Raw genomic sequence first — 14,218 nt, 5'->3', positions numbered from 1 at the left:
AATCCATGAGTATCTTCACCGAAGCCCAGGCCAAGGCCGTCCTCGACAAGGTCATCGCGCTGTCCAAGGCCGATGAGTGCACCGCCGTGCTGGCCGGCTCGATCAACGGCAACATCCGTTTCGCGCTCAACAACGTCTCCACCAGCGGTATCGTCGACAACACCGAACTGGCGGTCACCGTCGCGTTCGGCAAGCGCGTCGGCACCGCCTCGATCAACGAGTTCGACGATGCCGCGCTGGAACGCGTGGTGCGCCGCGCCGAAGACCTGGCCCGGCTGGCCCCGGAGAACCCGGAGTTCATGCCGGCCATCGGCAAGCAGAGCTACACGCCCAGCCCGACCTTCAGCGCCTCCACCGCCGCCATCGACCCGGCGTTCCGCGCCAAGGTCGCCGCCGACTCCATCGCCCCGTGCCGGGGCAAGGGCCTGATCGCCGCCGGCTTCCTGGAAGACGGCCAGGGCTTCTACGCCACCGCCAACAGCAACGGCAACTTCGGTTACCAGCGCAGCACCAACTTCGACTACACCTGCACCGTGCGCACCGAAGACGGCCGCGGCTCGGGCTGGGTCGGGCGCAACCTCAAGGATGCGGACGACTTCAAGGCCGACCAGGACATCCAGATCGCCATGCGCAAGGCGACCGAGTCTTCCGAAGCCAAGGCGCTGGAACCGGGCAAGTACACGGTGATCCTGGAGCCGGCCGCGGCGGCGGGCCTGATCAGCTTCATGATGAATTTCTTCAGCGCGCGCTCGGCCGATGAAGGGCGCAGCTTCCTGTCCAAGAAGGGCGGCGGCAACAAGCTCGGCGAGCAGGTCTACGACCCGCGCGTGAACATGCATGCCGATCCGTGGCACCCGGACGCGCCGGTGATGCCGTGGGACAACGAAGGCATGCCGCGCAGCAAGCTGGCGATCATCGAAAACGGCAAGATCGCCAACCTGGAGTATTCGCGGTTCTGGGCGCAGAAGCAGGGCAAGACCGCCAACGCCGGCCCCGGCAACCTGCTGATGAGCGGTGGCGACAAGAGCACCGCCGAGCTGGTGCGCGGCACCCAGAAGGGCATCCTGGTCACCCGTACCTGGTACATCCGCATGGTCGATCCGCAGACCGTGCTGCTGACCGGGCTGACCCGCGACGGCACCTTCTACATCGAGAACGGCCAGATCAAGTACCCGGTGAAGAACTTCCGCTTCAACGAATCGCCGGTGATCATGCTCAACAACATCGAAGAACTCGGCAAGCCGGTGCGTGTGGCCGGTGACGAGTCGAGCTTCGTGATGATGATCCCGCCGATGAAGCTGCGCGACTTCACCTTCACCTCGTTGTCCGACGCCGTCTGATGCGCGCTGGTGTCAGCCCCTGCCGGGAACGCGCGCGGTCATGAACCGCGCGCAGTTCCTGCGCCTGCTGCTGGGCAGCGCCGCATTCGCGGCGTTGCCGCCGGTGGCCCGCGCGCAGGCCGGGCGCTACGACTTCTGGTTCACCCGCCTCAAGTACGACTCCGGCGACTGGGACGTGGATGCGCGCATGCCGTCCAACGTGATCACTTCGCTGATCGATTACACCTCGTTGCGCGTGGACCCCACCGAGCATGTCATCGCGCTGTCGGACCCGCGCATGCTCGAAGCACCGTTCTGCTACCTGGCCGGACACAAGCTGGTGGAATTCAACGCCGCCGAGCGGCAGAACTTCGTGCGCTACGTGCGCAACGGCGGCTTCGTGTTCGTGGATGACTGCAACCACGATATCGACGGCCTGTTCGCCAAATCGTTCGAAGCACAGATGGCGAAACTGTTCGGACCGGCGGCAATGAAGAAGCTGCCCAACAACCACGCGTTGTACCGCAGCTTTTTCCGTTTCCCCGATGGCCCGCCCGCCACCGGCTTCGAGCTCAATGGCTGGGGCGATGACCTGGTGCATGACTACCTCAAGGGCATCGAGGTCGATGGTCGCCTGGGCGTGCTCTACAGCAACAAGGATTACGGCTGCGAGTGGGACTACGACTGGCGCAACAAGCGTTTCCTGGCCGAAGACAACACCCGTTTCGCGGTCAACATCGTGATGTATGCGTTGAACAGCTAGGTTCCTTCCTGCCTCTTCAGCCACGCATGGCGTGGCTCTACACCGATTTTCTGCGAGCGCCTTATGACGACCAACAGCCTGGATGCCCTTCTTCCCAAACTGCAGCACCTGCGCACGGCGCTGGGTCAGGCCGTGGTGGGTCAGCATGCGGTGGTGGAGCAGCTGCTGATCGGCCTGCTGGCCGGCGGCCATTGCCTGTTGGAAGGCGCACCCGGGCTGGGCAAGACCCTGCTGGTGCGCTCGCTCGGGCAGGCGCTGGAGCTGCAGTTCCGGCGTGTGCAGTTCACCCCGGACCTGATGCCCAGCGACATCCTGGGCACCGAGCTGCTGGAAGAAGACCACGGCACCGGCCACCGCCATTTCCGCTTCCAGCAGGGCCCGATCTTCACCAACCTGCTGCTGGCCGACGAGCTCAACCGCACGCCGCCCAAGACCCAGGCCGCACTGCTGGAGGCGATGCAGGAACGCACCGTCAGCTATGCCGGCACCACCTATACGCTGCCGGCGCCGTTCTTCGTGCTGGCTACACAGAATCCGATCGAACAGGCCGGCACCTACCCGCTGCCCGAAGCGCAGCTGGACCGCTTCCTGCTGCACATCCGTGTGGACTACCCCAGCGAACAGGAAGAGCGCGAGATCCTGCTGCAGACCACCGGCAGCGCCAGCGGCCAGGTCCCGCAGGTGATGGACGCCGACGCCGTGCTGGCCCTGCAGGCGGCGGTGCGCCAGGTGCACATCAGCGACGACGTGCTGGGTTGGATCACCCGGCTGGTACGCGCCAGCCGGCCCGGGCCCGAGGCACCGGTGGCGGTCAACCAATGGATCAAATGGGGCGCCGGCCCGCGCGCCGGGCAGTCCCTGGTGCTGGCGGCCAAGGCCCGCGCCTTGCTGCAGGGCCGCTTTGCTGCCACCCGCGAGGACGTGCAGGCGCTGTTGGCGCCGGTGATGCGGCACCGTCTGCTGCTGTCCTTTGCGGCCGAGGCCGAGCAGAAGAGCGCCGACGATGTGATCGCCGCGCTGCTGCAGGCCGTGCCCTTCCCCGCCTGATCGCCCGTGTCGTCGAACGCACCCATTGCCCTGCCCGCCGACGTGCGCAGCCGCCTCAAGGCGCTGCGCCTGTTGCCGCGCCGCGCACGCGGTGCACACGGCATCGGCCAGCATGCCAGCCGCAGCCGCGGTGCCGGGTTGGAGTTCGCCCAGTACCGCGCCTACGAGCCCGGCGATGAACTGCGCCAGATCGACTGGAAGCTGTACGCGCGCTCGGACCGCTTCTTCGTGCGCGAATCCGAGCGTGAGAGCCCGGTCACCACCTGGGTACTGATCGATGCCAGCGCCTCGGCGCGCCAGTGCGACCGCGCGCGACCGGACTGGTCGCGGCTGGACCACGCCTGTGCGCTGGCCGCCTGCGTGGTGGAGCTGGCCCTGCAGCAAGGCGATCGCTTCGGTGTGATCGTGCTCAACGGCGCCGGCGTGCAGCTGGTGCCGGCCGGTGCCGGCCCCCGCCAGCGCGACCGCGTGCACCTGCTGCTGCGCCAGCTGCGCGCCGAGGGAACGTGGCCGGCCCATGAGGCGCTGCGGCCGGTCTGGGAACGCGTACAAGCCGGTGATCTGCTGATCGCGCTCGGCGATGGTTTCGAGGAGGCCGGCGTGGTGCTGCTGGAACGCCTGGCGGCGGCGCGCCGCGAGGTGCTGCAGATCCAGCTGCTCAGCGCCGAGGAGCGCGACTTCCCGTTCACGGACGGCCATCTATTCCGCGACCCGGAAACCGGCGAGGAACTGCTCGGCGATGGCCGCGCGATCCGCGACGACTATCTGGCCCGTTTCGCCCAGGCCCAGCGCAGCCTGCAGGCGCGCCTGCACAGCAGCGGCATCGCGCACGCCATCGGCTACCTGGATCAGCCGCTGGATGCACCGCTGCAGCAGCTGTTCGGCGGCGGGGCGCGCGGATGAGCCTGTCCCTGCTGTTTCCGCTCGGGCTGCTGGCGCTGGCCGCGTGGTTGATACCGCTGCTGGTTCACCTCGCCCGCCGCCATCAATACGCACCGCTGGAATTTGCCGCGTTGCGCTGGCTGCGCGCCAAGGTGCGCCCGCGCCAGCGCATCCGTTTCGACGAATGGCCGCTGCTGCTGGTGCGGCTGTTGCTGCTGGGTGCACTGGCGCTGCTGCTGGCCCGGCCCGTGCTGCAGGGCGGCGCGGCCAATACCCACGCGGTAACGGTGGTGGCCCCGGGCCTGGCGGGCGCGGCATTGCGCGGTCAGGATCGCGACGGTGACTGGCGCTGGCTGGCGCCCGGTTTCCCGGCACTGCAGGAGCCCGCGCCGGTCAGCGCACAGCCGCTGGCCAGCCTGTTGCGCGAACTGGATCAAACCCTGCCGGCCGGGGCGCCGCTGACCGCGTACGTACCTGATCCAATGCCCGGACTGGACGGCCAGCGCGTGCAGCTGTCGCGCCCGCTCACCTGGCGACCGGTGGCGACACCCCCGTCGTCTGCAGCCACTCCCGTGGCGCCGCCGCAGTGGCAGCTGGGCCGCGCCGATGCGGACGCCCAGCGGGTGTTGGGCGCGCTCCAGCAAGCCTGGAGCCGTACGCCGCTGGCGCCTGCGCGTGCGGGCGATGCCCTCCCCGGCGAGGGACAGATCGGCGTGTGGTTGTCGGCCGAACCGTTGCCTGTGGCATGGCGCGACTGGCTGCAGGCCGGCGGTCGCGTGCTGGTGGCCGCCGAAGACACTACCCCCGGCACGGCGTGGCAGACGCTGCTGCGCGATGCTGACGGCCACGTGCTGTTGCAGCAGCGCACGCAGGGCCAGGGACAACAGCTGCGCTTCAGCGCCGCGCTGTCCTCACACACACTGCCTGCGCTGCGTGACCCGGCTCTGCCCCGCCAGCTGCTGGAGGTGCTGCGCCCCACGCCTGCACCGCAGCTGGCCGCTGCCGCCAGCCACGTGCCGTTGCGCGGTGCCGCCGCGCCGGTGATGTCGGCACGCGATCTTTCACCGTGGTTGCTGCTGCTGATCGTGCTGCTGTTTGCCGTGGAGCGGGTCATGGCCACATCGCCACGGCGCGGGGCCGCGGCATGAACGCCGTGCACACCGCGTGGCAACGTGCGCGTCGGCGTTGCTGGTGGAGCAGCACCGCGGTGGCACTGCCGATCGCGCTGGCGCTGGCGGCATTGGCTTGGCGTCTGGGCGGTAGCGATATCGCCAGTGTGGTGCTGCTGCTGGGCCTGCTGGCTGCAGTGGGCATGGCCACCTGGCGGGCACGCCAGCTGGACCGGCACTGGCTGGTCCGCCAGCTGGATACGCATCCGCTGGCCGAGGACAGCGCCGACCTGCTGTTTGCCGCGCCCGCGCAGCTCAACCCGCTGCAGCAGCGTCAACACAGCCACGTCGCCGACGCGCTACAGGCGCGCATGCCCGACCTGCGCCCACGCTGGCCGCGCCGCGCGCTGCTGCTGGCCTGGACCAGCGCGGTACTGCTGATCGCATTGGCTGTCGGCTGGCCACGCAGCGGTGGCAGCGGCATGCCGTTTGCTCCGCACGCCGCACCGCCAGCCTCCGCTGCACGGCCGCCGCAGCTGCAGTCCACCCGCCTGCAGATCACCGCACCGGCCTACACCGACCAAGCGCAGCGCGTGCAGAGCACGCTGGACGCCAAGGTCGCCCAGGGCAGCGACCTGCAATGGACGCTGGGTTTCTCCGCACAACCGCAGCACGCGCTGTTGCAGTTCCATGATGGCCGGCGCGTGGCCCTGCAGCGCAACGGCGAGGTGTGGACCGCGCAATGGCGCGCCACCCGCCCTGCGTTGTACCGCGTGGTGACCGAGCCGGCGCTGCGTGACACCCGCCTGTATCGCCTGGACGTGGTGCCGGATCTGCCGCCCACCATCCGCGTGATCAGCCCCGACCGCAGCCTGGTGCTGGGCACGCCCGGGCAACGGCAGTGGGCGCTTGCGTTCGAGGCCAGCGATGATCATGGCGTGGCCCCGGGCGCGCAGCTGAAGATCACCCTGGCCCAGGGCAGCGGCGAGAACATCACCTTCCGCGAGCACAGCGTGACCCTGGCCGGCAGCGGCCCGGCCACCCAGCGCCGCTTCAGCCACACGCTGGATCTGGCCGCGCTGGGCGCACAGCCCGGCAATGACGTGATCGCCCAGCTGCAGGTGCGCGACACCCGCGCCCCACAGCCCCAGACCGCGCAGAGCAGCAGCGTGATCCTGCGCCTGCCCAGCGTCGAGGACGTGCAGGGTGCCGAACTCGAGGGCATGGTCAAGAAGAGCCTGCCGGCCTACTTCCGCAGCCAGCGCCAGATCATCATCGACGCCGAGGCGCTGATCAAACTGCGTCGGCAGCTGCCGGCTGCCGAATTCGTCAAACGCAGCGATGCGATCGGGGTCGACCAACGCATCCTGCGCCTGCGCTACGGCCAGTTCCTGGGCGAGGAAAGCGAAGGCGCGCCGAAACCACCGCCCACCAGTGACGGCCTGCCCACCAGCGATGCGCCGGGTGTGCACGCCGATGCGGATGAACACGACCACGACGATCACGGTCACGACCATGGCCCGGCACCTGCGGAAACCGCGCCGGTATTCGGCAGCGCCACCGACGTGCTCAGCGAGTACGGCCACACCCATGACCATGCCGAAGCAGCCACCCTGCTCGACCCGCAGACCCGCGCTACGCTGAAGGCCGCGCTCGACCAGATGTGGTCCTCCGAAGGCGAGCTGCGCCAGGGCCGGCCCGAGGCCGCGCTGCCCTTCGCCTACAAGGCCCTGGCCTTCATCAAGCAGGTGCAGCAGGCCGAGCGCATCTACCTGGCCCGGGTCGGCCCGGAACTGCCACCCATCGACGAAGGCCGACGCCTCACTGGCGACCGCGCGGCCATCGCCAGCAGTCCGTTGCCGCTGCAGGCGCAGGCCACGCCCGACCCGGCCATCGTCGCGGTCTGGCAGCAGTTGGCCACCGCCGACAGCCGCCCCGATCTCGACGCGCTGACCACCTGGCTGGCGCGCAACGAACAGCGCCTCAGCGACCCGCTCAGCCTCGCCGCCGCGATTGAAACCCTGCGCATCACCCCCGCCTGCCTCGACTGCCGTCAGGCACTGCGCGCGCAGCTGTGGCGCGCCCTGTTGCGGCCGACCCCGCAGCCAACCCGGCGCCAGCCCGCCGAGGCGATGGGGCAGCGCTACCTGGACGCACTGGAGACCGCGCGATGAACGATGCCCGCCTGATCGCGATCGCACTGGCGGCCATCGTGCTGATCGGCAGCGCGCGCCTGTGCTGGCAACAATGGCGCGGTGCACGCCGTGGTGCCATAGCGTTCGCCGCCTTGCTGGCGCTGCAGGCCACTGCCGGTGGGCTGCTGTATCTGACCCTGGTGCCGCCCGCACGCGATGCCGCCGCCGGGCAACTGGTGGTGCTGGGCGCACATGCCGACCAGGTGCGCTGGCAGCAGCGCCCGGGCGACACCGTGATTTCCCTGCCCGAAGCCGGTGCACGCCCCGGGGCGCAGCGTGCGCCCGACCTGGCCACCGCCCTGCGCCAGCACCCGGGAACGGATGCATTGCGCCTGATCGGCGATGGGCTGGCGGCGCGCGATCGCGACACGCGTCTGCCGGCCCAGGTCAGCCTCGAACCGCCCGCCGCCGCACGCGGCTGGATCGGCCTGCAACCGCCCGCGCCCAGCGCGCCAGGCGCCGTGTTCAATGTCGCCGCCCAGTCGCAGGGCCTCACCGGGGGCAGCGCCGAACTGCTCGACCCGGCCGGCCAGGTCATCGCCCGCGCCGCACTCGACCGCACGGGCGGGGTACGCCTGGACGGGGTTGCCCGCGCCGCCGGCCGCAGCACGTTCAGCCTGCGCCTGCTCGATGCCGGCCAGCACGTCATCGACAGCGTGGTGGTACCGCAACAGACGCTGGAAGCACCCGCCACGCGCGTGCTGATCGTGGCCGGCGCGCCCGGCCCGGAACTGAAGTACCTGCGCCGCTGGGCCACCGACACCGGGCTGCGCGTGCAATCGCAGGCCAGCGCCGGTGCCGGCGTATCACTGGGCGACCCGCCCGCTGCGCTGACCGCGGCACGCCTGGCGCAGACCGACCTGCTGATCCTCGACGAGCGCAGCCTGGCCGCGCTCGGCAGCGCCCAGCGCGCTACCGTGCAGCAGGCGCTGCGCGGTGGCCTGGGCGTACTGGTACGCAGCACCGGCCCGCTCGGCGACGGCGCGCGTCAGACCCTGCGCAGCTGGGACCTGGTGGTTACCGGCAACGCACAGTCCACCCCACTGGCGCTGCCCGCCGACCCTGATGCGGCCCTGCTGCAGGCGCGGCGTGGCCCCACGCGCGCCAGCACGGACAGCACCGTCTACATCGAAGATGCCCAGCGCGCCTCGCAGCACGCCACTGTGCCTGCACTGGAGCAGCTGGCCCTGCGCAGCAGCGAGGCCACGGCATTGCTGCACGACGCCAAGGACGCCGCTGTTGGCGGCTGGCGCGATGCCGGCCGTGGCCGCATTGCCCTGCTACCGGTCACTGACAGCTACCGGCTGGTGCTGGCCGGCCGCGACGATCGCCATGCCGAGCTGTGGAGCAGCGTGGTGGCCACCCTCGCGCGGCCGCTGCCGGATCACGGCGCGGCACGGTTGGGCACGGATACCGCCTGGGCCGGCGAGCGCGTCTCTTTGTGCCAGTTGCCCGCCGGCGCGCAGGTGCAGGCCGCCGACGGCCGCCTCACCACGCTGATCGTCGATCCACGCAGCGGCACCGCGCGTTGTGCAGGCTACTGGCCCGATCAATCCGGCTGGCACCAGCTGCGGCAGGGCGACAGCACACAGGCGTTCTACGTATTCGACCCCGCGCAGGCGGTTGCGATGCACCGCCAGCAGACGCACGATGCCACCGTGCAGCGCATTGCCAGCGCCGGTCCCGCGACCGCATCCGCTGTCACGCAGGTGCCCGGCCCACGCGGGCCTTGGCTGTTGGCCTTCGTGCTGGTCGCCGGTGTGCTGTGGTGGCTGGAGCGACGCCGCGCACCGGTGGCGGCCGCGGCGGCGTCCTGATCAGCGTGCGGGTTCAGCGCTTGCGGTCGCGCCGGTACACGCCGTTGAAGCGCACGTTCATGCCGCCGCACTCGCTGTTGTCGGACACGACCAGGTAGTCGCCCAGCCACTGCGCCTGCAGCTTGCAGCCGGCGTCATCGCTGTCGGTGAAATGCACCGTCGCCCCCACCGGTCGGGCCACTGCATCGATCTGTCCCAGGTTGGGTCCATACGGGCGCTGCGGTGTGGGTTTGGCCGACGGCCAGAAAGCTTCGCCGGTGACCGCCAGTTGGCCATCGCGCACCTGCATCACCAACGTGTCATCACCGTTGCGCCAGTGCCCGCTCCAGTCGCGCAGGCTCGGGGTGGCGTGCAGCGGTACCGGTTGCAGGCGCTGGACCTCGACCCAACCGGCGCTGCCGCCGACCTTGTTGGGATAGAAGCCGCAACGGTAGCCTCCGTGGGTACGCCCGGTGATCAACGTATCGCCACCGACCACATAGCTGCGCTGGCGACAGGCCGCGTCGCCCTTGGCTGGACAGCCGTCCATGTCGCCCAGTAGATACAGCCGCGCCGTGCCAGTGACCTTGGCCAGCGCGAAATCACTCTGTTCGCCCGGAAACGCGCCATTGCGGCAGCTACCGTCGTCGGCCATCTCCAGAGCGAAGGCGGGCAGTGGCGCGAGAGAGGCAAGCAGGATCAGCAGGCGCATGACGGAAGACGGTGATGTGGGGCGGGCAGGATAATCCACGGCAGCCACCACAGGCTGTGGATCAGTTGCCCGGAGGCATCACGCAGCCTTCCTGCTCCGCGCAGAACTGCAGCGCACGACGTTTCTGTTCTGCGTCCAACTCCGGCGGCGGGCGGGCGATGGCGGACTGGATCTGGTCGGGGCCACCGGTGAGTTTGTGCAGGCCCTGTGCCGCCTTGCCTACCCCGTAGTAGATACCCATCATCAGGTAGCCGCCGCTCATGCCCACCTGCTCGGGTGTGGGCGGCTCGCTCCAGGTCTTGCTGAAACGGTTCGGCGTTGCCTGCACCGGGCTCTTGAAGCGGTACAGGTCCAGCGGCTGGTCGTCCTCGGGCTTGATCGCGCGCACTTCGCCCAGAGTGGTGACAGTGCCCTGCGCGTCGCCCTGCGGCTGCGGCTGCGGCACCGGCACCGGTTGCGGCTCCGCCGCCTGCTGCGAACGTGCCACGGTGGCCAGCAGCATGCCGGCCAGTACTGCTGCTCCCTGCCATCCGCGAAATGCCACGACCATCTGTCCTGTGCATGGGTACTGGGCGCAAGGATACGGATGCGGGCTTCAGATTTCGTTGCGCCCCCCGGCACGCCGCTGACCGGAAGCACTGAATGATTCACGCACCGCCCTCACCGTGTCTCAAACATTGAGACACAGGCATGGTTCCATGACGGTCTTTGCAGACCGTTGTCGCCATGGCTTACGAACTCGCCAAACGCACCGAGGACGCCGAGCGCCGCCTGTCCACCACCGACGGGCTGCCCTCGCGCAATGGCGCGCTGCTCACCGCCCGGTTGCAGCGCCGCTATGCCGACCGCATCACCGGCAGCTTCACCCTGCCTGGCCGCGAAGGCCGCTATGCGCCGATCCCAGCCGATGTGCCAGCCGCGCTCACCGCCGCCTTGAAGGCGCGCGGCATCGAGCAGCTCTACAGCCACCAGGCCGACGCGTGGGACGCCAGCCAGCGCGGCGAACACGTGGCCATCGTCACCCCTACCGCCAGTGGCAAGTCGCTGTGCTACACCCTGCCGGTGGTGAGCGCGGCGATGCAGGGCAAGGCCAAGGCGCTGTACCTGTTCCCGACCAAGGCGCTGGCCCAGGACCAGGTGGCCGAACTGCTGGAGCTCAACCGCGCCGGCGACCTCGGGGTAAAGGCGTTTACCTTCGATGGCGATACCCCCGGCGATGCCCGCCAGGCGATCCGCCTGCACGGCGACATCGTGGTCTCCAACCCGGACATGCTGCACCAGGCCATCCTGCCGCATCACACCAAGTGGGCGCAGTTCTTCGAGAACCTGCGCTACGTGGTGATCGATGAAGTGCATACCTACCGCGGCGTGTTCGGCAGCCATGTCACCAACGTGCTGCGCCGGCTCAAGCGGATCTGCGCGTTCTACGGGGTGCAGCCGCAATTCATCCTGTGCTCGGCCACCATCGGCAATCCGCAGGCGCACGCCGAGGCGCTGATCGAAGCGCCGGTTACGGCCATCACCGAATCCGGCGCCCCCACCGGGCCCAAGCACGTGCTGCTGTGGAACCCGCCGGTGGTCAATGCCGACCTCGGCCTGCGCGCCTCGGCGCGCTCGCAGAGCAACCGCATCGCGCGCATCGCGATCAAGTCCGGGCTGAAGACGCTGATCTTCGCGCAGAGCCGGCTGATGGTCGAAGTGCTCACCAAGTACCTCAAGGACATCTTCGACCACGACCCGCGCAAGCCCGCACGCATCCGTGCCTACCGTGGCGGCTACCTGCCCACCGAGCGCCGCGAGACCGAACGCGCCATGCGTGCCGGCAGCATCGACGGCATCGTCAGCACTTCGGCGCTGGAACTGGGCGTGGATATCGGCAGCCTGGACGTGGTGGTGCTCAACGGCTACCCCGGCAGCGTCGCCGCCACCTGGCAGCGCTTCGGCCGCGCGGGCCGCCGCCAGCAGCCCGCGCTGGGCGTGCTGGTGGCCAGCTCGCAGCCGCTGGACCAGTACGTGGTGCGGCACCCGGACTTCTTCGCCGAGGCCTCGCCCGAACATGCGCGCATTGCCCCGGACCAGCCGCTGATCCTGTTCGACCACATCCGCTGCGCCGCCTTCGAGCTGCCGTTCCTGGCCGGCGACCCGTTCGGCCCGATCGATCCACTGGTGTTCCTGGAAGCCCTGGCCGAAACCGACGTGGTGCACCGCGAGGGTGACCGCTGGGAGTGGATCGCCGACAGCTACCCGGCCAATGCGGTCAGCCTGCGCTCGGTGGCCGACGGCAACTTCGTGGTGGTGGACCGCAGCGACGGCAAGCAGCAGATCATCGCCGAGGTGGACTACTCCGCTGCCGCGCTGACCCTGTACGAGGGCGCCATCCACATGGTGCAGTCCACCCCCTACCAGGTGGAGCGGCTGGACTGGGAAGGCCGCAAGGCCTACGTCACCCGCACCCACGTGGACTACTACACCGACAGCATCGACTTCACCAAGCTCAAGGTGCTGGACCGCTTCGATGGCTGTGCGGCCGGGCGGGGCGATGCGCACCATGGCGAAGTGCATGTGGTGCGGCGCGTGGCCGGCTACAAGAAGATCCGCTATTACACTCACGAAAACATCGGCTACGGCCCGGTCAACCTGCCCGACCAGGAACTGCACACCACTGCAGTGTGGTGGCAGCTGCCGCAGGCGCTGCTGCTGACCGCGTTCGAGAGCAAGCAGGAAGCGCTGGATGGCTTCCTCGGCGCGGCCTACGCCCTGCATATCGTCGCCACCGTGGCGGTGATGGCCGATGCGCGCGATCTGCAGAAGGCGGTCGGCAATGGCGATGGCGCCTGGTTTGCGGTAGCCGACCAGAGCGGGCGCGGCCAGCTGCGTGGTGCCGAGTTCGATGCCAGTGCGATCGAGCTACAGCAGCAGTTCGTGCCCACCGTGTACCTGTACGACAACTTCCCCGGCGGCGTGGGCCTGAGCGAACCGCTGTGGTTGCGTCAGGACGAACTGCTGCAGCGCGCGCGCGAACTGGTACAGCGCTGCGACTGCAAGGCCGGCTGCCCGGCCTGTGTCGGCCCGGTATTGGCTGGCCAGGAGGACGAAGGCACCACGCCCAGACAGCTGGCGCTGCAGGTGTTGGATCTGTTCGACGCGCAGGCCCTGCCTGATGCCGCCGAACGCGAACGCCAGAGCGCCGAGGTGGTACCGCAGTGAGCCTGAGCCTGGACAAGCTGCGCCTGCTGCGCCGCCAAGCGGGCGATGCCACGGCCGCCCCCGCCTCGTCTGGCGCGGCAGATGCGAGCCATGCGGTGGCGAGTGCGAGCGACGCGGTGGCGGGTGCGAGCGACGCGGTAGCCAGTGCAGGCGATGCGGTGGGTGCCGACCGTTGGTCGGCACATTCCGACCAGCCACCGCCCCCCTTGCCGCCCGCCGCCAACGAACCACGCGCGCACGCCCCGCTCCCGGCCTCCGCCTTTGCCTGGATCGAACAGGAGATCCGCCACAAGCCGACCGGCGCGGCGACGGCGACCGCGGCTGCACCGGCAACACCCATCATCCTGCGCAAACCCGATGTCGGCGGCCTGCATCGGCTGCTCGGTCTGCGCGACCGTGGCACAGCCACGGCCAGCGCCAAGCCGCACGTCAGCGCGCAGGACCGCCACGTGCCCGGCGAAGAGATCGCGCCAGGCCTGTTCCTGATCGAATCGTTCCTGCCCCAGCCCATCCCCAGCGCGCCGCTGTCACTGGACTTCGCCAAGCGCGTGGGCGAACAGGTGCACCCGCAGGATCTGCTGTTCTTCGATACCGAAACCACCGGCCTGGCCGGCGGTACCGGTACCCGCGCCTTCATGATCGGCGCCGCCGACTGGCATCCCCATCCCGTGCAGGGCGACGGCCTGCGCATCCGCCAGCTGATGATCACCACGCTGGGCGCCGAGGCCGCCATGCTGCGCGAGTTCGCCGGCTGGCTGCAGCCGGGCACGGTGTTCTCCAGCTACAACGGCCGCTGCTATGACGCGCCGCTGTTGAAGACCCGCTACCGGCTGGCCCGGCTGCCCTGCCCGATCACCCCGCTGGACCATGTCGACCTGCTGTTCCCCACCCGCCGCCGGTATCGCGGCACCTGGGAAAACTGCCGGCTGGCCACCATCGAGCGCCAGCTGCTGCAGGTGGTGCGCGAAGACGACCTGCCCGGTTCGGAAGCACCCGCGGCGTGGCTGAACTACCTGCGCGGCGGCAGCGCGGTGAACCTGCGCCGCGTGGCCGACCACAACCACCAGGACGTGGTCACGCTGTCCTTGCTGATGCTGCGGCTGGTGGCCGAAGAACAGCGGGAACGGGAGACGTTGGCGTTGTAAGGCGCGTTGACACCCCGTACAACCCGGACAGTGCAAGCTGCGC

Annotated in this window: 11 protein-coding genes; 9 read left to right on the top strand and 2 right to left on the bottom strand. The window is 69.5% G+C overall.

Annotation, left to right across the window (positions count from 1 at the left end; all coding sequences use genetic code 11):
* Nucleotides 1-5 precede the first annotated feature (5 nt).
* The 7 genes from AC3IPM_RS00530 to AC3IPM_RS00500 all read left to right on the top strand — a co-directional run bounded on the left by AC3IPM_RS00530 (nucleotide 6) and on the right by AC3IPM_RS00500 (nucleotide 9,132).
* Nucleotides 6-1,340, top strand: coding sequence for a TldD/PmbA family protein (locus AC3IPM_RS00530; RefSeq protein WP_489301985.1), 1,335 nt, complete (start codon nucleotides 6-8; stop codon nucleotides 1,338-1,340).
* A 40-nt stretch (nucleotides 1,341-1,380) separates the two neighbouring features.
* On the top strand, nucleotides 1,381-2,082 hold the full coding sequence (locus tag AC3IPM_RS00525) for a DUF4159 domain-containing protein (RefSeq protein WP_489301984.1): 702 nt from the start codon (nucleotides 1,381-1,383) through the stop codon (nucleotides 2,080-2,082).
* A 63-nt stretch (nucleotides 2,083-2,145) separates the two neighbouring features.
* Entirely contained in the window at nucleotides 2,146-3,129 is a 984-nt protein-coding gene (locus tag AC3IPM_RS00520; RefSeq protein ID WP_489301983.1) for an AAA family ATPase, read from the top strand.
* A 6-nt stretch (nucleotides 3,130-3,135) separates the two neighbouring features.
* The gene (locus AC3IPM_RS00515) at nucleotides 3,136-4,032 is read left to right on the top strand and encodes a DUF58 domain-containing protein (protein ID WP_489301982.1); all 897 of its coding nucleotides are present in this window, start codon (nucleotides 3,136-3,138) and stop codon (nucleotides 4,030-4,032) included.
* Nucleotides 4,033-4,034: 2 nt separating this feature from the next.
* On the top strand, nucleotides 4,035-5,159 hold the full coding sequence (locus AC3IPM_RS00510; RefSeq protein ID WP_489304234.1) for a BatA domain-containing protein: 1,125 nt from the start codon (nucleotides 4,035-4,037) through the stop codon (nucleotides 5,157-5,159).
* Nucleotides 5,156-7,294 carry a hypothetical protein gene (locus AC3IPM_RS00505; RefSeq protein WP_489301981.1) on the top strand — a complete coding sequence of 713 codons (2,139 nt, stop codon included), beginning with the start codon at nucleotides 5,156-5,158 and terminating at the stop codon, nucleotides 7,292-7,294. The genes AC3IPM_RS00510 and AC3IPM_RS00505 overlap by 4 nt, the downstream gene beginning before the upstream one ends.
* A complete protein-coding gene (locus tag AC3IPM_RS00500; RefSeq protein ID WP_489301980.1) occupies nucleotides 7,291-9,132 on the top strand; it encodes a hypothetical protein in 1,842 nt (613 codons plus the stop codon). The genes AC3IPM_RS00505 and AC3IPM_RS00500 overlap by 4 nt, the downstream gene beginning before the upstream one ends.
* Nucleotides 9,133-9,145: 13 nt before the next feature.
* Here AC3IPM_RS00500 and AC3IPM_RS00495 read toward each other — a convergent pair whose 3' ends face one another.
* Nucleotides 9,146-9,823: a hypothetical protein gene (locus tag AC3IPM_RS00495; RefSeq protein ID WP_489301979.1), complete on the bottom strand. Its 678-nt coding sequence runs from the start codon at nucleotides 9,821-9,823 to the stop codon at nucleotides 9,146-9,148.
* A gap of 61 nt (nucleotides 9,824-9,884) precedes the next feature.
* Nucleotides 9,885-10,373, bottom strand: a complete 489-nt coding sequence (locus tag AC3IPM_RS00490; protein WP_489301978.1) for a hypothetical protein — start codon at nucleotides 10,371-10,373, stop codon at nucleotides 9,885-9,887.
* A gap of 176 nt (nucleotides 10,374-10,549) precedes the next feature.
* Here AC3IPM_RS00490 and AC3IPM_RS00485 point away from each other — a divergent pair, with 176 nt between their 5' ends.
* Together AC3IPM_RS00485 and AC3IPM_RS00480 are read left to right on the top strand one after the other, a co-directional pair.
* Nucleotides 10,550-13,030 (top strand): DEAD/DEAH box helicase, encoded by a 2,481-nt coding sequence (locus AC3IPM_RS00485; protein ID WP_489301977.1) that lies wholly within the window; start codon nucleotides 10,550-10,552, stop codon nucleotides 13,028-13,030.
* Nucleotides 13,027-14,175 (top strand): ribonuclease H-like domain-containing protein, encoded by a 1,149-nt coding sequence (locus tag AC3IPM_RS00480; protein WP_489301976.1) that lies wholly within the window; start codon nucleotides 13,027-13,029, stop codon nucleotides 14,173-14,175. The genes AC3IPM_RS00485 and AC3IPM_RS00480 overlap by 4 nt, the downstream gene beginning before the upstream one ends.
* Nucleotides 14,176-14,218 lie beyond the last annotated feature (43 nt).

The organism is Stenotrophomonas sp. GL_111 (assembly GCF_057835245.1).
Note: the sequence above shows the minus strand (reverse complement) of the source record. Positions and strands in the feature narration are given on the sequence as shown.

Bases quoted from the DNA above. Each gene is read 5' to 3' on its own strand.
- AC3IPM_RS00520 (WP_489301983.1), top strand. From the start codon at position 2,146: ATGACGACCAACAGCCTGGATGCCCTTCTTCCCAAACTGCAGCACCTG.
- AC3IPM_RS00530 (WP_489301985.1), top strand. From the start codon at position 6: ATGAGTATCTTCACCGAAGCCCAGGCCAAGGCCGTCCTCGACAAGGTC.
- AC3IPM_RS00525 (WP_489301984.1), top strand. From the start codon at position 1,381: ATGAACCGCGCGCAGTTCCTGCGCCTGCTGCTGGGCAGCGCCGCATTC.
- AC3IPM_RS00495 (WP_489301979.1), bottom strand. From the start codon at position 9,823: ATGCGCCTGCTGATCCTGCTTGCCTCTCTCGCGCCACTGCCCGCCTTC.
- AC3IPM_RS00485 (WP_489301977.1), top strand. From the start codon at position 10,550: ATGGCTTACGAACTCGCCAAACGCACCGAGGACGCCGAGCGCCGCCTG.
- AC3IPM_RS00500 (WP_489301980.1), top strand. From the start codon at position 7,291: ATGAACGATGCCCGCCTGATCGCGATCGCACTGGCGGCCATCGTGCTG.
- AC3IPM_RS00490 (WP_489301978.1), bottom strand. From the start codon at position 10,373: ATGGTCGTGGCATTTCGCGGATGGCAGGGAGCAGCAGTACTGGCCGGC.
- AC3IPM_RS00505 (WP_489301981.1), top strand. From the start codon at position 5,156: ATGAACGCCGTGCACACCGCGTGGCAACGTGCGCGTCGGCGTTGCTGG.